The organism is Pseudomonas soli (assembly GCF_900110655.1).
GTDB classification, from domain to species: Bacteria; Pseudomonadota; Gammaproteobacteria; order Pseudomonadales; family Pseudomonadaceae; genus Aquipseudomonas; species Aquipseudomonas soli.
Genome location: NZ_FOEQ01000007.1, coordinates 30,516 through 51,036, shown reverse-complemented (window position 1 = coordinate 51,036; position 20,521 = coordinate 30,516). Strand labels below are relative to the sequence as shown.

At 62.2% G+C, this 20,521-nt stretch carries 19 protein-coding genes; 16 read left to right on the top strand and 3 right to left on the bottom strand.

Annotated elements, in window-relative coordinates; translation table 11 throughout:
- Nucleotides 1–209 precede the first annotated feature (209 nt).
- From rpsP to BMY03_RS16175, 5 genes are all read left to right on the top strand, one after another.
- Nucleotides 210–461: a 30S ribosomal protein S16 gene (rpsP, locus tag BMY03_RS16195; RefSeq protein ID WP_011535318.1), complete on the top strand. Its 252-nt coding sequence runs from the start codon at nucleotides 210–212 to the stop codon at nucleotides 459–461.
- Nucleotides 462–466: 5 nt separating this feature from the next.
- Nucleotides 467–1,003, top strand: coding sequence for a ribosome maturation factor RimM (rimM, locus tag BMY03_RS16190; protein WP_023629810.1), 537 nt, complete (start codon nucleotides 467–469; stop codon nucleotides 1,001–1,003).
- A gap of 3 nt (nucleotides 1,004–1,006) precedes the next feature.
- Nucleotides 1,007–1,759 (top strand): tRNA (guanosine(37)-N1)-methyltransferase TrmD, encoded by a 753-nt coding sequence (gene trmD, locus BMY03_RS16185; RefSeq protein WP_023629811.1) that lies wholly within the window; start codon nucleotides 1,007–1,009, stop codon nucleotides 1,757–1,759.
- Nucleotides 1,760–1,802: 43 nt separating this feature from the next.
- Nucleotides 1,803–2,153 carry a 50S ribosomal protein L19 gene (rplS, locus tag BMY03_RS16180; RefSeq protein WP_023629812.1) on the top strand — a complete coding sequence of 117 codons (351 nt, stop codon included), beginning with the start codon at nucleotides 1,803–1,805 and terminating at the stop codon, nucleotides 2,151–2,153.
- Between the two features lie 99 nt (nucleotides 2,154–2,252).
- Entirely contained in the window at nucleotides 2,253–2,660 is a 408-nt protein-coding gene (locus BMY03_RS16175) for an acyl-CoA thioesterase (protein WP_023629813.1), read from the top strand.
- A gap of 115 nt (nucleotides 2,661–2,775) precedes the next feature.
- Here BMY03_RS16175 and BMY03_RS16170 read toward each other — a convergent pair whose 3' ends face one another.
- A complete protein-coding gene (locus tag BMY03_RS16170; protein ID WP_094011652.1) occupies nucleotides 2,776–4,596 on the bottom strand; it encodes a cation:proton antiporter in 1,821 nt (606 codons plus the stop codon).
- A 68-nt stretch (nucleotides 4,597–4,664) separates the two neighbouring features.
- Between BMY03_RS16170 and xerD the strand changes: the two genes are divergently transcribed.
- From xerD to BMY03_RS16125, 9 genes are all read left to right on the top strand, one after another.
- Nucleotides 4,665–5,561 carry a site-specific tyrosine recombinase XerD gene (xerD, locus tag BMY03_RS16165; protein ID WP_038706703.1) on the top strand — a complete coding sequence of 299 codons (897 nt, stop codon included), beginning with the start codon at nucleotides 4,665–4,667 and terminating at the stop codon, nucleotides 5,559–5,561.
- Nucleotides 5,562–5,666: 105 nt separating this feature from the next.
- Nucleotides 5,667–9,986, top strand: coding sequence for an RHS repeat-associated core domain-containing protein (locus tag BMY03_RS16160; RefSeq protein WP_094011651.1), 4,320 nt, complete (start codon nucleotides 5,667–5,669; stop codon nucleotides 9,984–9,986).
- A gap of 10 nt (nucleotides 9,987–9,996) precedes the next feature.
- Complete coding sequence (locus BMY03_RS16155) at nucleotides 9,997–10,275, top strand: hypothetical protein (RefSeq protein WP_023630107.1); 279 nt, start codon at nucleotides 9,997–9,999, stop codon at nucleotides 10,273–10,275.
- An 82-nt stretch (nucleotides 10,276–10,357) separates the two neighbouring features.
- The gene (locus tag BMY03_RS16150) at nucleotides 10,358–10,816 is read left to right on the top strand and encodes a hypothetical protein (protein ID WP_094011650.1); all 459 of its coding nucleotides are present in this window, start codon (nucleotides 10,358–10,360) and stop codon (nucleotides 10,814–10,816) included.
- A 164-nt stretch (nucleotides 10,817–10,980) separates the two neighbouring features.
- Nucleotides 10,981–11,730 (top strand): DsbC family protein, encoded by a 750-nt coding sequence (locus tag BMY03_RS16145; RefSeq protein ID WP_023630109.1) that lies wholly within the window; start codon nucleotides 10,981–10,983, stop codon nucleotides 11,728–11,730.
- An 82-nt stretch (nucleotides 11,731–11,812) separates the two neighbouring features.
- Nucleotides 11,813–13,117, top strand: a complete 1,305-nt coding sequence (locus tag BMY03_RS16140; RefSeq protein WP_023630110.1) for a homoserine dehydrogenase — start codon at nucleotides 11,813–11,815, stop codon at nucleotides 13,115–13,117.
- Between the two features lie 54 nt (nucleotides 13,118–13,171).
- Nucleotides 13,172–14,581 (top strand): threonine synthase, encoded by a 1,410-nt coding sequence (gene thrC / locus BMY03_RS16135; protein ID WP_094011649.1) that lies wholly within the window; start codon nucleotides 13,172–13,174, stop codon nucleotides 14,579–14,581.
- Nucleotides 14,582–14,739: 158 nt separating this feature from the next.
- Nucleotides 14,740–15,117 carry a response regulator gene (locus tag BMY03_RS16130; RefSeq protein WP_023630112.1) on the top strand — a complete coding sequence of 126 codons (378 nt, stop codon included), beginning with the start codon at nucleotides 14,740–14,742 and terminating at the stop codon, nucleotides 15,115–15,117.
- 138 nt (nucleotides 15,118–15,255) lie between these two features.
- The gene (locus BMY03_RS16125; RefSeq protein ID WP_031314914.1) at nucleotides 15,256–15,537 is read left to right on the top strand and encodes a DUF3509 domain-containing protein; all 282 of its coding nucleotides are present in this window, start codon (nucleotides 15,256–15,258) and stop codon (nucleotides 15,535–15,537) included.
- A 184-nt stretch (nucleotides 15,538–15,721) separates the two neighbouring features.
- Here BMY03_RS16125 and BMY03_RS16120 read toward each other — a convergent pair whose 3' ends face one another.
- The gene (locus BMY03_RS16120) at nucleotides 15,722–16,600 is read right to left on the bottom strand and encodes a TIGR02285 family protein (RefSeq protein WP_023630114.1); all 879 of its coding nucleotides are present in this window, start codon (nucleotides 16,598–16,600) and stop codon (nucleotides 15,722–15,724) included.
- A gap of 10 nt (nucleotides 16,601–16,610) precedes the next feature.
- On the bottom strand, nucleotides 16,611–17,810 hold the full coding sequence (locus BMY03_RS16115) for a CaiB/BaiF CoA transferase family protein (RefSeq protein WP_094011648.1): 1,200 nt from the start codon (nucleotides 17,808–17,810) through the stop codon (nucleotides 16,611–16,613).
- Between the two features lie 141 nt (nucleotides 17,811–17,951).
- Here BMY03_RS16115 and BMY03_RS16110 point away from each other — a divergent pair, with 141 nt between their 5' ends.
- Complete coding sequence (locus tag BMY03_RS16110; protein WP_038706702.1) at nucleotides 17,952–18,494, top strand: YaeQ family protein; 543 nt, start codon at nucleotides 17,952–17,954, stop codon at nucleotides 18,492–18,494.
- Nucleotides 18,495–18,524: 30 nt separating this feature from the next.
- Entirely contained in the window at nucleotides 18,525–20,234 is a 1,710-nt protein-coding gene (recJ, locus tag BMY03_RS16105; RefSeq protein WP_094011647.1) for a single-stranded-DNA-specific exonuclease RecJ, read from the top strand.
- Nucleotides 20,235–20,521: the final 287 nt, after the last annotated feature.

The window sequence follows — 20,521 nt, the reverse complement described above, 5'->3', positions numbered from 1 at the left end:
TATGAAGACAGTCGCCCAGCCCCCGCTTCGGCGGGAACAGTGCCGCCAAACGGCGGCTTAACCGGCAGATCTGAACGGTGGGTCAAGCGCTCGCCGAAAAAGGCATTTGCAAATGTCCGTGTATTCCCCGAGAATATGCGGCCTTTTGGGCACCCGTGTGCCCATTGGGCATTCAGTTTTGCAGCACCGACTATAGGAACGATGTTCACATGGTAACCATTCGTCTGGCCCGTGGCGGCTCGAAAAAGCGCCCATTCTACCACCTGACCGTGACCAACTCGCGTAACGCCCGTGACGGCCGTTTCGTTGAGCGCGTTGGCTTCTTCAACCCGATCGCATCGGGCGCCGAAGTCAAGCTGTCGGTCAACCAAGAGCGCGTCACCTACTGGCTGAGCCAGGGCGCACAGCCGTCTGAGCGTGTTGCTCAGCTGCTGAAGGAAGCTGCCAAGGCTGCAGCCTGAGCAGTATGAACGCGACGCCAGAAAAGGCTGATGACCTCATCGTCGTTGGCAAGATTTTTTCGGTTCACGGCGTTCGCGGCGAGGTGAAGGTGTATTCCTTTACCGATCCGATTGAAAACCTGTTGGATTATCCGCGCTGGACGCTTAGGCACGAAGGCAAGGTAAAGCAGGTCGAGCTGGTCAGCGGTCGTGGCTCCCAAAAGGGCCTGGTCGTGAAATTGAAAGGTCTCGAGGATCGTGATGAAGCCCGTCTTCTGAGCGGTTACGAAATCTGCATTGCGCGGAGCCTTTTGCCCAACCTGGCAGCCGACGAGTACTACTGGTACCAGTTGGAAGGCCTGAAGGTCATCAATCAGGACGAACAGCTGTTCGGCACGATCGATCACCTGTTGGAGACCGGTGCGAACGATGTAATGGTGGTCAAGCCTTGCACAGGCAGCCTGGATGATCGCGAGCGTCTGTTGCCCTATACGGAGCAATGCGTGCTGGCAATCGACCTGCAGGCCGGTGTGATGCGAGTCGAATGGGACGCGGATTTCTAGACGATGGGTAGCCTTCGCGTAGAAGTCATCACGTTGTTCCCCGAGATGTTCTCGGCCATCACGGAGTACGGCATTACCAGCCGAGCGGTGAAACAGGGGTTGCTGCAAGTGACCTGCTGGAACCCGCGGGACTACACCACAGATCGCCACCACACCGTGGATGATCGGCCGTTTGGCGGTGGTCCGGGCATGGTGATGAAGATCAAGCCTCTGGAAGACGCCCTGGTTAGCGCCAGGCAGGCGACCGGAGCTGCGGCAAAGGTGATCTACCTTTCGCCACAAGGCCGCAAGCTGACCCAGCAGGCGGTCAAAGGCTTGGCCGAGCAGGAATCGTTGATCCTGATCGCCGGCCGTTATGAAGGCATCGACGAGCGCTTTATCGAGGCTCATGTCGATGAGGAGTGGTCGATTGGCGACTATGTACTTTCCGGTGGCGAGCTGCCGGCCATGGTACTGATCGATGCGGTTACGCGGCTGCTGCCCGGAGCTTTAGGGCATGTGGACTCGGCGGAGGAAGATTCTTTCACCGACGGTCTGCTGGATTGCCCGCACTACACCCGACCCGAGGTGTATGCGGATCAGCGTGTACCCGACGTGTTGCTTAGTGGCAACCATGCACATATCCGGCGATGGCGGATGAAGCAGTCCCTTGGTAGGACCTTCGAACGACGCGCCGATCTTCTGGAAAGTCGCTCGCTTTCTGGAGAAGAGAAGAAGCTGCTCGAGGAATACCTCCGCGAGCGGGACGATAGTTAAACGTATCGATGGTGGATCGCGTTATCCATCTTAGGAGCACAGCATGACCAACAAGATCATCCAGCAGCTCGAAGCCGAGCAGATGAGCAAAGAGATCCCGACCTTCGCACCAGGCGACACCATTGTCGTCCAGGTCAAAGTGAAGGAAGGCGACCGCTCGCGTCTGCAGGCGTTCGAAGGCGTCGTTATCGCCAAGCGTAACCGCGGTCTGAACAGCGCCTTCACCGTGCGCAAGATCTCCAGCGGCGTTGGCGTAGAGCGTACCTTCCAGACCTACAGCCCGCAGATCGACAGCCTGGCCGTGAAACGTCGTGGTGACGTGCGTAAAGCCAAGCTGTACTACCTGCGTGACCTGTCCGGTAAAGCAGCTCGCATCAAGGAAAAACTGTCCTGAGTACAGTTTGTCCGGTGGCCTAGGCCCCCGTGCGAGAAAAAGCAGCCTTCGGGCTGCTTTTTTGCGTCTTGAATCTTGCCTTTGCGATGTGACTCCGAGATGACAACCCGAGACCAGGAAATCCAGCGCCGCACCGAACTGTCGGTGACCCGCGTGACCAAGGCGGTGTTCCCCAACACCACCAACCACCACAACACCCTGTTCGGCGGCACGGCGCTGGCGTGGATGGACGAAGTTTCGTTCATTGCCGCCACCCGTTTCTGCCGGCTGCCGCTGGTGACCGTGTCCACCGACCGCATCGATTTCAAGCACCCGATTCCGGCAGGATCGATCGTCGAGCTGGTGGGGACGGTGATCAAGGTCGGCAACACCAGCCTGCAGGTGCAGGTGGATGTGTTCGTCGAGAACATGTACCTCGATGGCCGCGAGCGGGCGATACATGGCGTGTTCAGCTTCGTCGCCATCGACGAGGACAAGCGCCCGGTGCCGGTGCTGCCGTTGGCCTGATTGCCATCGCCTTGATTTGACGTGTCCCTGTAGGAGCGGCTTCAGCCGCGATCACCCGCAAAGCGGGTGCCAGGCACCGCGACGCATTCATCGCGGCTAATGCCACTCCTACAGGTCAATGTGCCACAGGCTGTTCGGTCAGTTCCGGCTCCACCAGCGCCACCAGTGTCCACCCCGGCTGTGGCTTGAGTGGGTTGTCCGGGCTGGCCACATGTACCCAGCCTTGCCCGTCGCGGGCGAACAGCAGCGTCGCCCGTGGGCCATGCAACTGCTGGTAGTCGCCCCAGCCGAAGGCCTCGGTCAGCGTGGTGCTGTACAGCTCGGCACCCTGATGCAGCAGTTTGGCCAGCTGCCCATAGGTCATCGCGCTCGACCCGAGCAATTGCCCGCGATGCTCCTCGCTGGCCCGATGCTTGTCGCTGCGCTGTTTCTCCAGGCCGCTGGCCAGCACGAAAAGCCGGGCGTGGCCGAAGTCATGACGAAAGCGCGCGCAGGCCAGGGCATTGAGTTCGCCCGCCGGCGACAGCCCCAGCAGGTGGCCAAGCCCGACCAGGTCGAGGTGGGCGTCAGCGTGCTGCGACGCGGGGTTGCCGAAGTAGGTCGGCAGGTTGTCCATGCGCGCAGCGCGGATGTTCTCCCAGCTCGAGTCGGTCAACAGTACCCGGCAGCCCAGTTGTTGCAGGGCCTTGGCGATGGCGCGCGCAGGTGGGTTGGCACCGACCAGGAGAAACCCGCTCGGTGCCGGTTCCGCCACCTTCAGCAGGCGCGCCAAGGGGCGTGCGGTGGCGCTTTGCAGGACCACGGTGCCGATGATCACGGCAAAGGTCAGTGGCACCAGTAGCAGTGCGCCCTCATGCCCGGCCTGGTCCAGGCGAATGGCGAAGATAGCCGAAACCGCCGCGGCGACGATGCCCCGCGGCGCGATCCAGGCCAGCAGCGCGCGTTCCCGCCAGTTCAGCGGCGATCCCAGGGTCGACAGCAACACGTTCAGCGGCCTGGCCAGCAACTGGATCACCAGCAGCAGTGCCAGCACCGCTGGGCCCAAGGCGAGCAGGGCCTGCAGGTCGAGGCGCGCCGCCAGCAGGATGAACAGGCCGGAGATCAGCAGCACGCTGAGATTCTCCTTGAAGTGCAGGATCTGCCGCACATCCACGCCGGGCATGTTGGCCAGCCACATGCCCATGACCGTCACCGCCAGCAGGCCCGACTCGTGGACGATCTGGTTGGCGGCGATGAAGATGCCCAGCACCGCGGCCAACGACGCCAGGTTGTGCAGATACTCCGGCAGCCATTGCTCACGCATGATCTGCCCGAGCAGCCAGCCTCCGGCGACGCCAAGCGCGCTGCCGCAGAAAATCACCCCGGCGAAGGTCGCCAGGCTGTGGCTCAGGCCTTCGCCAGCGGCGCTGGCGATGATGAAGCTGTAGACCACCACCGCCAGCAGCGCGCCGATCGGGTCGATGACGATGCCTTCCCAGCGCAGGATATTGGCGATCGTCGCCTTCGGCCGCACCACCCGCAGCATGGGGACGATCACCGTGGGGCCGGTAACCAGGGTCAAGGTGCCGAACAGGATCGCCAGGGGCCAGTCGAAACCCAGCAGCCAGTGGGTGGCCAGGGCGATCACCAGCCAGGTGCTCAGCGCGCCGACGGTAACCAGGCGATGCACCACGCTGCCGATCTCGCGCCATTGCGACAGGTGCAGGGTGAGGCTGCCTTCGAACAGGATCAGCGCCACCGCCAGCGATACCAGTGGCATCAGCAACGGGCCGAACAATGCCTGTGGTTGCAGCCAGCCCAGCACCGGCCCGGCGAGGATGCCGCACAGCAGCAGGAACAGGATCGCCGGCAGTTTCAGGCGCCAGGCCAGCCATTGGCAGAGCAGGGCGGCCGCGCCGATGCCACCGACGCTCAAAAGAATCTGCTGTTCGTTCATGCGGGCTCCCTCTGCATGCCATGTTGTGAAAGACTAAGCGTCATTTCGTCGTTTGCCACCGAGTTTTCATGCCTGCACTGGACCACCCGCTGATCGACCAGTTCCTCGATGCCTTGTGGCTGGAAAAGGGGCTTTCCGACAACACCCGCGCTTCCTACCGCAGTGACCTGGCCTTGTTCAACGGCTGGTTGCAGGAAAAGCACGTGCTGTTGCCCGATGCCGGGCGCGAACTGATCCTCGATCACCTGGCCTGGCGCTTCGACCAAGGCTACAAGCCTCGTTCCACCGCGCGCTTCCTGTCCGGGTTACGTGGCTTTTTCCGTTACTTGTTGCGTGAGCGTTTGATCGCCGTCGATCCGACCTTGCAGGTGGACATGCCGCAACTGGGCCGGCCACTGCCCAAGTCGCTGTCGGAGGCCGATGTCGAAGCCTTGCTGCAGGCGCCGGATCGCGGTGAGGCGATTGGCCAGCGCGACCGCGCCATGCTCGAAGTGCTGTATGCCTGCGGTTTGCGGGTGACCGAGCTGGTCAGCCTGACCCTGGACCAGGTCAACCTGCGCCAGGGCGTGCTGCGGGTGATGGGCAAGGGCAGCAAGGAGCGCCTGGTGCCGATGGGCGAGGAGGCGGTGGTGTGGATCGAGCGCTACCTGCGCGATGGTCGCGCCGAGCTGCTGGGGGGGCGCCCCAGCGACGTGCTGTTCCCCAGCCAGCGCGGCGAGCAGATGACCCGCCAGACCTTCTGGCACCGCATCAAGCATTACGCGCGGGTGGCCGGCATCGACAAGCCGCTGTCCCCGCACACGCTGCGCCACGCCTTTGCCACGCACTTGCTCAACCACGGTGCCGACCTGCGCGTGGTGCAGATGCTGCTGGGCCACAGCGACCTGTCCACCACGCAGATCTACACCCATGTGGCCAAGGCCCGGCTGCAGGAACTACACGCTTTGCATCACCCTCGGGGTTGACGCTCGGGCGATCATCCAGCAGATTTCGACACCTCAAACGCTCGATATGGAAATCAAGCATGACCAGGTTCAAGTGCCCTGCAGCCATGCCGTTGCCGGTCAGTAATGTCTGACGCCCTGTGGGCCGCCCGCGAGGGCGATGCGCTGATGCACACCTCGATGATGGCCGACATCGTCAGTGGCGTGCTGGAAGTGGCCGCCAACGTCGCCATCGGCATGCTGGCCACCGCGGCGGTAACCGCGGCGCTGGGCCTGACCGTGGTCACCGGCGGCCTCGGCTGCTTCGTGCTCGGCGCGGTGGTGGGCATCGTGGTCGGCGTGGTCATGAGCAAGACCGGGGCCGACAAGGGCTTGAGCAGTTTATGCGAGGGCATCGGCAACTTCCTGTTCCCGCCCTCGGTGCAAGCCAACATCCTCACCGGCTCGAAGAATACCCACACCAATGGCAAACCGGCCGCACGCGCTGCCGGCGTCATCGTTGCCGCCGCTGCGCCCGCCGGCAGCGACGCGGCTCAGTCGCCGGCCGAGGAGGAGGAAGAAAGCTTCCTCGACATGGCCAAGGGATTTTTCTCGCAGATGTGGCGGCCTACGGTCGCCAGCCCGGCGCCGAACACCGAGCCTGCCGACGACGACAAGATCCTCTGCAGCAAGCATCCGCCGATGCCGCCGCAGTACCTGGCCGAAGGCTCGAGCAAGGTCACCATCAACGGTCACCCGGCCTGTCGCAGCGGCGATCGCAGCACCTGCGAGGCGGTGATCGTCGACGCCGGGCTGGTCTCCGATAATGTGCGTATCGGCGGCGACTCGATCGTGGTCCGGGAGATTCGCAGCGGCAAGACCCCAGGCATCGGCCTGGCGATTACCGCCTTGATGATGCTGCGCGGGCGCGGCGGCAAGTTCTACAGCAAGTTCGGCTGCATGTTGATTGGCGGCATCGGCAGCGCCGTCACCAGCCAGGTTACCGGCGCGATCACCAGCGCCATCGCCGGCTCACCCAACCCGGTCCACAGCTCCACTGGCGCCAAACTGTTGAGCGGCGAAGCCGAGCTTGATTTCAGCCTTCCGGGCTTGATCCCGTTGGACTGGCAGCGCTACTACAACAGCCGGGATGAACGCCGCGACGGCCTGTTCGGTGCTGGCTGGAGCGTCGATTACGAAGTCTCCGTCGCTATCGAAGCGCATCCTGAAGGCGGCGAGCACCTGCTGTTCACCGATGAGCAGGCACGGGTCGTCGACATGGGCCATATCCCTCGTGGTGATGCCGTGTTCAGCGCCGGCGAAGGCCTCAGCGTGCGTCGCGCGCACAATGGCGAACTGCTGATCGAAAGCGTCGACGGTCTCTATCGTCTGTTCCAGCCCACCCCGAACAATCCGCAGCGCCTGCGCCTGGCGCAACTGGGTGACCGCAACGACAACCGCATCTACCTGGACTACGACAGCAACGGCCGCTTGCTCAGGCTGCGCGATACCTTTGATGTGGTCCAGGTGCAGTTGGTTTACAGCAGCCAATGGCCAGCCCGGGTCAGCCATATCGAGCGATGGTACAGCGACGAGTCGAACGAGCTGCTGGTCAGCTATGCCTATGACAGCAACGGCGACTTGGCCGAAGTCCGCGACGCCAGCGGCCAGGTGCAGCGGCGCTTTGCCTATGACCAGGGCCGGCGCATGGTCGAACACCAGCTGCCCAGCGGCCTGCGTTGCTTCTATGAATGGACTCGTGCCGTAGACGACTGGCGCGTGGCCCGGCACTGGACCGACGACGGTGACGAGTACCGTTTCGACTACGACATCGAAGCTGGCATCACCCGGGTCACCGACGGTTTGCAGCGGGTCAGCACACGCTACTGGAACCCGCAGTACCAGATCACCCAGTACACCGACGCCCTCGGCCACACCTGGCGTTTCGAGTGGAACGACGAACGCCAGTTGCTGGGCGCCACCGACCCGCAGGGTGGGCAATGGCAATATCTGTACGATGAGTCCGGCAACCTCTGCGAAAGCATCGATCCACTGGGCCGCAGCGAGGCGACCCAGTGGCTGGAGCACTGGTCACTGCCCCGGGTACAGACCGACAAGGCCGGTAAGCGCTGGCGCTATCGCTACGACCAGCGCGGCAACTGCAGCAGCGAAACCGATCCGCTGGGCCGCACCACCCGCTACCGCCATGACGAACGCGGCCAGGTGGTGGAGATCATCGATGCGGCGGGCAAGCACAAGCACCTGCGCTGGAACGAATTGGGCCTGCTGATCGAGCAGGTCGATTGTTCGGGGTACCCGACCCGCTTCAGCTATGACCGGCGCGGGCATCTGCAGGCGGTCACCGATGCCCTCGGCGAACGTACCGAGTACCAGTACGATGCCCAGGGCCGATTGCTCGGCTCGCAATTGCCCGATGGGCGCAGTGAGCACTATCAGCTTGATCGCAACGGCCAGCTCAACAGCTATACCGACCCTGCCGGGCACTCCACCCAATACCGCTATAACCGGCGTGGCCAGGTGCAGCAGCGTATCGATCCGCATGGTCGGCGGGTGCAGTTCAGTTACGACGCCTACGGGCGGCTGCTGGCGCTGACCAATGAAAATAGCGAAAGCTACAGGTTCAGCTGGGACCTGGCTGATCGCCTGACTGAACAGCAGGATCTTGACGGCAGCGCCAGCCGCTATCACTACGACCGGCTGGATAACCTCAGTTGCGTTGAGTACCTCCCCGCCCCCCAAGGCGATGCTGAAGCGATCATTCATCAATTGCACCGGGATGCCGTCGGGCGCTTGATCAAAAAGCGCACCGACGATGGTGAAACCCGGTACAGCTACGATCCCCTTGATCAACTGACGGCAATCAGCTTCACCGACAAGGCAGGCAACAGCGAGCAACTGGCCTTCACTTACGATGCCCTTGGCCAATTGCTGGAAGAGCACAGCGCCAGTGGTGTGCTGCAACATCACTACGACGAACTCGGCAACCTGATCCAGACCCAGCTGCCCGACGGCCGCTGGCTCAACCGCCTGTACTACGGCAGCGGCCATCTGCACCAGCTCAACCTCGACGGCAAGGTGATCAGCGATTTCGAACGCGACCGCCTGCACCGTGAAGTGCTGCGCACCCAGGGCCGGGTCAGCACCCGCAGCGAGTACGACCGCAGCGGTCGTTTGCGCTCACGCCTGCGCCGCCCCAACCACCAGCCGCCGCAACTGCCGGCTACGGTACAGCAACGCTTCGATTTCGACTCGGCAGACAACCTGATCGGCCGTTTCAACCAGCAGCCCGGCAGCCAGCACCAGCAATTGCTGCACTACGATGCCAGCGGCCGGATCATGGCCAGCCAGGACGCTGGCCAGGGCCAGAGCGAAACCTTCGCCTACGACGCCGCCGCCAACCTGCTCGATGGGCCGCAAGCCGGCATCGGCCTGGTGCGCCATAACCGCTTGCTCACCTACCAGGACAAACGCTACCGCTACGACGGCTTCGGCCGCCTGATCGAGAAACGCAGCAGCCGGCGTGGCATTCAACATTTCAGCTACGACGCCGAGCACCGCCTGATCCAGGTGCGCAGCCAGCACGGTGGGCGCGAACGGATACTGAACATGCGCTACGACCCGCTCGGGCGGCGTGTCGAGAAAAGCGAATATGACGATCAGGGCAATCTGCTCGACCAGACCCGCTTCGCCTGGGATGGCCTGCGCTTGCTGCAGGAGCATCGCCACAGCCAGACCAGCCTGTATCTGTATGTGGAAGACAGTCACGAACCTTTGGCTCGGGTTGACGGTACAGGGCAGTACCAGCAGGTGCGCTACTACCATACCGATCTCAATGGCCTGCCCGAACAGTTGACGGCTGACAGTGGCGAAGCGCTCTGGCAGGCACGCTATCAGGTCTGGGGCAATACCCTGCAGGAAGTGCGTGAGGCGCATTTCATCGAAGAGCAGAACCTGAGGTTTCAGGGCCAGTACCTGGATCGTGAGACTGGTCTGCACTACAACACGTTTCGGTTTTATGATCCGGATATCGGACGCTTTATCCAGACAGACCCGATCAGTCTGGCCGGTGGTATAAACCTCTATCAGTACAGTGCGAATCCGTTTGATTGGATCGATCCACTGGGGCTCTCCTGTGGGCCTAGAAGGACCCGGCACGTTCCGAATCGCCACGTCCGGCGGCACAATGATGTAGGCAAAAGTAAATTCACGCCTGCGGAACATAGAAAGCTACAGGCAAAAAGCAAATACAGAAAGCCGAGTCAGTACAAGAAGCTAGAGGACAGAACCATGAAACAACCCACCAGAGTTATTCGTCAGAATGATGGTCGAATTCGTTATGAGCGTGATTATGGTAGGGTGATCGGTACACGGGGTGAGAAAGGTCATGTCACAATCTATGACCCTGTGAAGGATAAGGTAGTAACATCTTACCCCTCTCATTTTTAAGGTATTTTTTATGTTGGACTTCTCTTATTTGTCAGACAAGCGAGGCGATAAGCCTTTCCTTCAGCTAAGTGATGCTGACGTCGCACGCGTCCATGATGCCTTTGCTAGGTTACGCGAAAAAACGGGTGTTTATATTGATCCTTATGGTCGGACAAGAATCTATCCTGAACATCAAAAAATACTCATCACGCTCCTGTCGAAGGATGCGGATGGCAGCGTGCTTCTTTTTATTGATTTTTTGAAAGTTGCCAGTGAGGCAGATGAGGTTTTGCTGGCAGACGGTGATTGATAGGGTGTCGTAGGCAGGTGAGGTGTTCCAAGATTTGCCAGAAACCTCAAAGGCTGTGCACTCATATATTCAAAGGGTGGCAATGAAAAGTAGAATCATTGTTGAAACCTACGTTAAAGTTTTCGACGGTTTTGTTGACTTCTTTGAGTTTCAAGGCGAGGAACGCCGCCTGGATCAAATTGAAGGGGCTTTGGTTCTATCGATCAATGGTAAAAGTCTAATTGACCAAAGCATGTTTGATTATGTCGACGACCTGTGGAGCTATTTGTCAGAGGGACTGCTGAAGGTCAGTGAGGGGCAAGCGTTCAGCTGCTTTTTTCCGGACCAGCCAATCGAAGTCAAACTTACCCCTGCCAATGGTCGTCTGCAGGTGAGCGTCAATTGTCACAGCGAGGTGTCTGTCGCCGCCGATAAAGATGAATTTGTCAGGGTCATGAGCGAACACGCACGCAAATTTTTCACTCGGTTGCAGGAGATAGAGCCTGGCGCTAAAGGTACTTGCGACTACGCATTGGGACACCTGAACAAAATTCGTCGGTAACCGCCGCCCCTGGCGCACGCAGCCTTGCGCTCCCGATCAAGCACGCCTCGACCGCCGTCGCTTCTGTGGTAGGCTTGGGCGGTTTGCACCGAGGGCCGCAATGACACCCCGATTTCAGCACGGGCGTGCTGCATCCGGCCCCCTGTCCGCCTTCAGGAGTTCCCATGCGCGTGACCCAGATTTTCGCTGCCGCCGCCCTGGCGCTGGCCAGTACCTTTGCCTTCGCCGCGGCCACCGATACCAATGCCGGTGCCGAGCAGGCGATTCGCAAGTCGTTGCAGAACCTCCAGCTGGAGGTTCCGATCGAAAGCGTTGCCAGCAGCCCGCTCAATGGCCTGTACGAAGTCAAGCTGCAGGGCGGCCGCGTGCTGTACGCCAGCGCCGACGGCCAGTTCGTCATGCAGGGCTACCTGTTCCAGATCCAGGACGGCAAGCCGGTCAACCTCACCGAGAAGACCGAGCGCCAGGGCATCGCCAAGTTGATCAACGGTATTCCGGCCGGCGAGATGGTGGTCTACCCGGCCAAGGGCGAGACCAAGTCGCACATCACCGTGTTCACCGACACCACCTGCCCGTACTGCCACAAGCTGCATGCCGAAGTGCCGGAGCTCAACCGCCGCGGTATCGAAGTGCGTTACGTCGCCTTCCCGCGCCAGGGCCTGGGTTCGCCGGGCGACGAGCAGTTGCAGGCGGTCTGGTGCTCCAGTGATCGCCGCGCGGCGCTGGACAAGATGGTCGATGGCAAGGAAATCAAGGCAGCCAAGTGCGCCAACCCGGTCAGCAAGCAGTTCCAGCTGGGCCAGTCGATTGGTGTAAATGGCACGCCGGCGATCGTTCTACAGAATGGCCAGGTGATTCCGGGCTACCAGCCGGCGCCGCAAGTGGCCAAACTGGCCCTGGCCGAGAGCAAGTAACCAATTCAGTACGCCGTCGTCATGGGGTGACGGCATGTTTCACGGTCGGCGCAGGTGCCGGCCGTTCTATGGGGAGTTCACAGTGAAACCGGTCAAAGTAGGCATCTGTGGGTTGGGGACCGTCGGTGGCGGAACCTTCAATGTACTTCAGCGCAACGCCGAGGAGATCGCCCGCCGTGCCGGGCGCGGTATTGAAGTGGCACAGATTGCCATGCGCTCGCAGAACCCGAACTGCCAGATTACCGGTACCCCCATTACCGCTGATGTGTTCGAAGTCGCGAGCAACCCCGAGATCGATATCGTCATCGAGCTGATCGGCGGCTACACCATCGCCCGCGACCTGGTGCTCAAGGCCATTGAAAACGGCAAGCACGTGGTCACCGCCAACAAGGCGCTGATCGCCGTGCACGGCAACGAGATCTTCGCCAAGGCCCGCGAGAAGGGCGTCATCGTCGCCTTCGAAGCTGCCGTGGCCGGTGGCATCCCGGTGATCAAGGCGATCCGCGAGGGCCTGTCGGCCAACCGCATCAACTGGCTGGCCGGGATCATCAACGGCACCGGCAACTTCATCCTCACCGAAATGCGCGACAAGGGCCGTGCCTTCCCCGATGTGCTGGCCGAAGCCCAGGCGCTGGGCTACGCCGAGGCCGACCCGACCTTCGACGTCGAAGGCATCGATGCCGCGCACAAGCTGACCATCCTGGCGTCCATCGCCTTCGGTATCCCGCTGCAGTTCGACAAGGCCTACACCGAGGGCATCACCCAGCTGACCACCGCCGACGTGAACTATGCCGAGGCCCTGGGCTACCGCATCAAGCATCTGGGCGTGGCCCGTCGCACCGCCGACGGCATCGAGCTGCGTGTGCACCCGACGCTGATCCCCAATGATCGCCTGATCGCCAACGTCAATGGCGTGATGAATGCGGTGATGGTCAATGGTGACGCCGCCGGTTCCACCTTGTACTACGGCGCCGGTGCCGGCATGGAGCCGACCGCCTCGTCGGTGGTCGCCGACCTGGTCGATGTAGTTCGTGCCATGACCTCCGACCCGGAGAACCGTGTACCGCACCTGGCCTTCCAGCCGGATGCGCTGTCGGCCCACCCGATCCTGCCGATCGAAGCCTGCGAAAGCGCCTACTACCTGCGTATCCAGGCCAAGGACCACCCGGGCGTGCTGGCCCAGGTCGCCAGCATTCTCTCGGAGCGTGGCATCAACATCGAGTCGATCATGCAGAAGGAAGCCGAGGAACAGGATGGCCTGGTGCCGATGATCCTGCTGACCCACCGTGTGGTCGAGCAGCGTATCGACGACGCCATCGTCGCCCTGGAGGCACTCCAGGACGTGGTCGGCAAGGTCGTGCGCATCCGCGTCGAACAGCTCAATTAATTCCGGCGGTGGGCCGCGACGGCGGCCCGCGCCCAGCATCGAAGGTTTGCACCCATGCGCTATATCAGTACCCGCGGCCAGGCTCCGGCCCTGAACTTCGAAGACGTCCTGCTGGCTGGCCTGGCCAGCGATGGCGGCCTGTACGTACCCGAGAACCTGCCACGCTTCACCCAGGAAGAGATTGCGTCCTGGGCTGGCCTGCCGTACCACGAGCTGGCCTTCCGGGTGATGCGCCCGTTCGTCGAAGGCAGCATCGCCGATGCCGATTTCAAGAAAATCCTCGAAGAGACCTATGGCAACTTCGCCCACGCCGCGGTCGCGCCGCTGCGCCAGCTCAATGGCAACGAGTGGGTGATGGAGCTGTTCCACGGCCCGACCCTGGCCTTCAAGGACTTCGCCCTGCAGTTGCTCGGCCGTCTGCTCGACCACGTGCTGGTCAAGCGCGGCGAGCGCGTGGTGATCGTCGGTGCCACCAGCGGTGACACCGGCTCGGCCGCCATCGAAGGCTGCCGCCGTTGCGACAACGTCGACATCTTCATCCTGCACCCGCACCAGCGCGTGTCGGAAGTGCAGCGCCGGCAGATGACCACCATCCTCGGCGACAACATCCACAACATCGCCATCGAAGGCAACTTCGACGACTGCCAGGAGATGGTCAAGGCCAGCTTCGCCGACCAGTCCTTCCTCAAGGGCACTCGCCTGGTGGCGGTCAACTCGATCAACTGGGCGCGGATCATGGCCCAGATCGTCTACTACTTCCATGCCGCGCTGCAGCTCGGCGGCCCGGCGCGCTCGGTGGCGTTCTCGGTGCCGACCGGCAACTTCGGCGATATCTTCGCCGGTTACCTGGCGCGCAACATGGGCCTGCCGATCAGCCAGCTGGTGGTGGCGACCAATCGCAACGACATCCTGCACCGCTTCATGAGCGGCAACCAGTACGTCAAGGACGCCCTGCACCCGACCCTGTCGCCATCGATGGACATCATGGTCTCGTCCAACTTCGAGCGTCTGCTGTTCGACCTGCACGGCCGCAATGGTGCCGCGGTTGCCCAACTGATGAACACCTTCAAGCAAGGCGGCGGCTTCAGCGTCGAGCAGGATCGCTGGACCGAAGCGCGCAAGCTGTTCGATTCGCTGGCCGTCACCGACGAGCAGACCTGCGAGACCATCGCCGAGGTGTTCCAGAGCACCGGTGAAGTCCTCGACCCGCACACCGCGATCGGCGTCAAGGCCGCCCGCGAATGCCGCCGCAGCCTGGATACGCCGATGGTGGTGCTGGGCACCGCGCATCCGGTCAAGTTCCCCGAGGCGGTGGAGAAGGCCGGTGTCGCCAAGGCACTGGAGCTGCCGGCGCATCTTTGCGATCTGTTCACCCGTGAGGAGCGTTGCACGGTGCTGGCCAATGACTTGAAGACCGTGCAGGCCTTTGTCAGCCAGCATGGCAACCGCGGCAAACCACTCTAAGCCGACCCCAGTCACAGGGAAGCCCGTTTTGCACGGGCTTTTTTGTGGGTGCACAACAGGCGCGAACGGCTTTCAGATCTTTCCCATGTAGTTCGATGGTTCCCCCTACTAAAGTGGCGTTCAAACCAACACCACACATGGCTCCAGGGGGGAAGCTCATGCATCAGCTGAATGTTCTTATCCACCAGGCTCGGCCCTACTATCAGATGCTGTTACATCAGGCCTTCAATGCCCAAGGTGTGTACAACGTCCGGCTCACCGATGATGTTCCAGCAGCGACGGCCCATATGGCGCGGCGACAGCAGTCCGTTGATGTGCTGGTGCTTGATCCGGCAATGCCAAGGCGCCATGCCCGTCGCCTGTTCAAGTATCTGGTGCAGGCTTCCTGTACGGGAGGCTTGTTATTTGTCGGCAGTGACGGCGCTGAGGGTATCGGCCTGGCGCTCGAGGCGCGCAAGCAGGGTTTGAAAGTCCTGGCCGAGTTGCCCTGGCCGATGTCCATGGTGGGCCTGGAACAGGCACTGGGGCGCCTGTAGCCTGCTTAACGGCAGCAGGGCGGGGGCAGAGTATCTAGGCTGTCATGTTTGCGGCGCATGCTCGTGATGACGGGCCAGGGCGAACTTTCCGTCGGCCCCGATGGTCAGTTTCCTTACCCTAACCAGCGAGTAATCCGGATGGAAAGAATCTGCAGACTGCTCAACGATGCCCTGACCCCTTACCAGGCCGAAATTGGGCCGGCCGATAGCCGTGGCCGCCGGCACCTGAGTGTTCTCGATGAACACGGTTTGTCGATTCTGCGGCGTACGGTCTGTGAGCGAGAGCTGGTGGAGCAGCAATTGCTGGTCGACCTGGTTGATGGCCTGCACCGTGACCTGCAAATTGCCGAAGGTCGCCTGCAGCCTTGTGTGATCGCCGCCTTGCAGCATCAGAAGCAAATACCCGGAACCTTTGCCTGACCGGGCCGTCAGACACAGCAAGGGCAGTTTGATGGTGCTTTGCTCCGGTACCATTCAGGCTGTCACGGGAAGTCCCAAGGGCTTTCGCTTGACCCCGGTCGCCCCCCCCCAGCGTCCGGGGTTTCTTTTGGCCTGAATTCACCCGCACCCGTGTAGGAGCCGTTACCGTCCCATGGACATCAACTCAGTGCGCAGGGGCTTCACCCTCTTCGAAGAAATGCCGGGCCTGGCCCAGGTAATCCTCCTGGAGTTCGGCATCCAGCCAGCGTGCATAGAGGCCCGGCAAGGTGTCGCGACGCAGCGCGGGCAGCAATTGGTCTATATGGTCGATCGCCTTGCGCCCCAGGGCAGTGTCCGAGCAACCCACATGGAGGAACTGGTAGCGGTTGACGCTACGAATGGGATAGAACCGGTAATCGTCCAGTGAGCCATTCTGCTGCTGGATCAGGTAACGCATCTCCGGCCAGTAGCCGAGCACCAGCTGCAGGCGCCCCAATTGCTGCATTTGCAGCAGGCTGGCCGTGGCATCGTTGCCGTAGTGACGGCTGAACGCGGTATCGGGCAGTTGCCGCAGGACTTCGTCGACCTGCGCGCTGTAGCTGCGTTCAGCGACGATCCCCAGTTTGAGGCGGGTTTCGGTAAGCAAGCGCTGCAGGTCCACCTGCTGCCCTTCCAGGTATGGGGTCAATAGCGCCTGGTCTTGCTTGCGCACGATCAGGCCACTGCTCAACACTCCTAGCGATGGCAGAGAGAAGTGCACATACCGGGCGCGCTCGGGCGTCCACAGCAGGGTCGGATCGCAGGTGAAACTGGGCTCCTGGAGCATCTGCAGGCCCCGGGCTCGATTGACCCGGATGATGCTGTGATCGTACTCGGGCATTCGGGTGATCAGCATCGGCAGCAGTTGGTCGATCACCCCCTGGCCCTTGGCCGGCCCTTCGAAGATGGTGAACGGCGGCAGGTCGCGCACCAGCCACAGCAGGCGCTCCCTGGCCTCTGCCGCCTGCCCCGCGAGTGAGGTCAGCGCCAGACAGAGGATGATGGGCAGATGACGAATACCCATGGGATGTCGATCAGACCGTACCGGCCGCGCGCAGGCGGGCAATGGCGGCTGAGTCGTAGCCCAGGCCGGCCAGCACCGTAGCCGTGTGTTCGCCCAGGGCAGGGCCGATCCATTCGGTCGAACCGGGGGTGTCTGACAGCTTGGGCACGATGCCCGGCATCTTGAATGGTTTGCCATCCGGCAGCCGGGCCTGGAGGAACATCTCGCGGGCGAGGAATTGCGGGTCGCTCAGCATGTCTTCGGCGGAGTAGATCCGGCTGGCCGGCACCTCGGCGTCCTTGAGCACCTGCATCACCGTGTCCAGCGGCAGGCCGTTGGCCCAGCGGTCGATAACGCCGTACAGCTCGTCGCGGCGGGCATCGCGACCATCATTGGTGGCCAGGGCGGCATCGTTGGCCAGGTCGTCACGACCGATAGCCTGCATGAAGCGCTTGAAGATCGCATCGCCATTGGCGCCAATCTGCACATGTCGGCCATCGGCGGTGGTGTGAATGCATGAAGGGGTGATACCCGGCATGATATTGCCGGTGCGCTCGCGGATGAAACCGAACACGTCGAATTCCGGCACCATGCTTTCCATCATGGCGAAGATCGCTTCGTACAGCGCCACATCCACGACTTGGCCGTCGCCACCGTTGATTTCACGATGACGCAGGGCCATCAGCGCGCCAATCACGCCCCAGAGGGCGGCAATGGAGTCGCCGATTGAAATCCCCGTGCGCACTGGCGGGCGATCCTCGAAACCGGTGATGTAGCGCAATCCGCCCATGGATTCGCCAACCGCGCCGAAGCCTGGCTGGTCCTTCATCGGGCCGGTCTGGCCGAAGCCTGACAGGCGCACCATGACCAGGCGCGGGTTGAGGGCATGCAGCACATCCCAGCCCAGCCCGAGTTTTTCCAGCACGCCCGGGCGGAAGTTCTCGATCAGGATGTCGGCCTCGGCCAGCAGGCGCTTGAGCACTTCGCGGCCTTCAGGATGCTTGAGGTTGAGGGTCAGTGATTGCTTGTTGCGCGCCTGGACGAACCACCATAGCGAGGTGCCCTCGTACAGCTTGCGCCATTTGCGCAGCGGATCACCGCCATCGGGCGACTCGACCTTGATCACCTCGGCACCGAACTCGGCGCAGATCCGCGAGGCGAACGGGCCGGCGATCAGGGTGCCGAGCTCGATGACTTTCAGGCCGGCGAGGGGTTTGCTGGGCGTTGTCATGGGGCATCCGTGGCGTCTGGGCGTGACGCAGGTTGTATCACAGCTCGGCGGCGGCAGGTATATCGGCATTGTCTGAACCGGCGCTGACGCCTGGGATCAGTTAGACTGTGCGCCTTTCCCCCCGCAAGAAGCCTATTGCCCATGGCCCAGCCGTCCACCACCTACAAGTTCGAATTGAATCTGACCGACCTCGACCGCGGCGTGTACGAGAACGTCCGCCAGACCATCGCCCGCCACCCTTCGGAAACCGAAGAACGTATGGCCGTGCGCCTGCTGGGCTATGCCCTCTGGTACAACGAGCAGCTGTCCTTTGGCCGTGGCCTGTCGGACGTCGATGAGGCGGCACTGTGGGAAAAAAGCCTGGACGACCGGATCCTGCACTGGATCGAAGTCGGCCAGCCTGACGCCGACCGCCTGACCTGGTGCTCGCGGCGCACCGAGCGCACCAGCCTGCTGGCCTACGGCAGCCTGCGCGTGTGGGAGACCAAGGTGGTCGGCGCGGTCAAGGGCCTGAAGAACCTGAGCATTGCCGCCGTGCCGCAAGAAGTGCTGGAAACCCTCGCCACCGATATGCCGCGTACCATCAAGTGGGACGTGATGATCAGCGAAGGCACTGTGTTCGTCACCGACGACCGTGGCCAGCACGAAGTGCAGTTGCAATGGCTGCTTGGCGAGCGCGGCTGACCTGAAACAAAGCGGAATTGCGAAGACCCCATGCGTATCGAACCACGTCCCCTGCCGTCCCCCCTGCCGTTGCTGGGCAACCTGCCGCCCTTGCTGACCCGTCTGTACGCCGCCCGTGGCGTAGCGTCCGAGGCCGAGCTGGACAAGAGCCTGGCGCGCTTGCTGCCTTACCAGCAACTCAAGGGTATCGACGCGGCGGTGGAGCTGCTGGTCGAGGCGCTCGATCAGCGCCAGCGCATTCTCATCGTCGGCGATTTCGATGCCGACGGCGCCACCGCCAGCACGGTCGGCGTGCTGGGCTTGCGCTTGCTGGGTGCGGCCCATGTCGACTACCTGGTGCCCAACCGCTTCGAGTATGGCTACGGCCTGACCCCGGAGATCGTCGCGGTTGCGCTCGAGCGCCAGCCGCAATTGCTGATCACCGTGGACAACGGTATCTCCAGCGTCGATGGCGTGGCCGCGGCCAAGGCTGCCGGGCTCAAGGTGCTGGTCACCGACCACCACCTGCCGGGCGAGCAACTGCCGGCCGCCGACGCCATCGTCAATCCCAACCAGCCCGGTTGCGCGTTTCCGAGCAAGTCACTGGCCGGTGTCGGCGTGATCTTCTACGTGCTGATGGCCCTGCGTGCGCGGTTGCGCAGCCTGGGGCGCTACGAAACGCAGCCGCAGCCGAACATCGGCGAGCTGCTTGACCTGGTGGCACTGGGCAGCGTCGCCGACGTGGTACCACTGGATGCCAACAACCGCATCCTGGTGCATCAGGGGCTGGAGCGTATCCGCGCCGGTCGCGCCCGCCCGGGGCTCAAGGCCATCCTCGAAGTGGCGCGGCGCGACCACAAGCGCATCACTTCCACTGACCTTGGCTTCATCCTTGGCCCTCGGCTCAATGCCGCCGGGCGCCTGGACGACATGAGCCTGGGCATCGAATGCCTGTTGTGCGAAGACGCGGCGCTTGCGCTGGACATGGCCCAGCAACTGGATGGCCTGAACCAGGATCGCAAGTCCATCGAGCAGGGCATGCAGCGCGAGGCTTTGGCCCAGCTCAAGGATCTGCCGGTCGAGTCCATGCCTTATGGCTTGTGCCTGTTCGACGCCGACTGGCACCAGGGGGTGATCGGTATCCTCGCTTCGCGCCTTAAAGAGCGTTATCACCGCCCGACCATCGCCTTTGCCGATGCGGGAGAAGGGGTGCTGAAGGGCTCGGCGCGCTCGGTGCCGGGGTTCCATATCCGTGATGCGCTGGACGCCGTTGCGGCGCGGCATCCGAGCTTGATCAGCAAGTTCGGTGGGCATGCCATGGCGGCGGGGCTGTCCTTGCCGGCCGAGAATTTCCCTGCGTTTGCCGAGGCGTTCGACGACGAGGTGCGGCGCCAGTTGCGTGAGGAAGACCTGACCGGGCGGTTGTTGTCGGATGGCACGTTGGCGGTGGAGGAGTTTCACCTGGACCTGGCGCGGGCATTACGCAATGCCGGGCCCTGGGGGCAGCACTTTCCCGAGCCGTTGTTCCATGGGGTGTTCCAGCTGGTCGAACAGCGGGTCGTAGGGGAGCGGCATCTGAAAGTGGTGCTCAAGAGCGAGTGTGGGGCGGTGCGGTTGGATGGGATTGCCTTTGGGATTGACCGGGAGGTCTGGCCGAATCCTACAGTGCGGTGGGTGGAGTTGGCTTACAAGTTGGATGTGAATGAGTTTCGGGGGAATGAGAGTGTGCAGTTGATGATTGCGCATATGGAGGCGCGGTGATCTTTTGTTGGGGTTTTTGGGGGGTTGGGGGTTTTGGAGTTTTGGTTGTTTTGAAGTTGTATGCGCATTCATTTGCGATGGCGACGCATAGTCACCTTTCCGCCCTTACGGCGGCTTACTTTGGTCTTGGCCAAAGTAAGCAAAGCCGCTGCGCTCCATTCATCCGGCCCTCCGCTTCGCTCCGGGTTCCCTCACTCCGGCCTTGCTCCCGGGAGGACCGCGCTGAACGCCCCATCCTGGGGCGCAGCGCTTGACGGGCATCCATGCCCGTCACCTCCCTCCGCAAG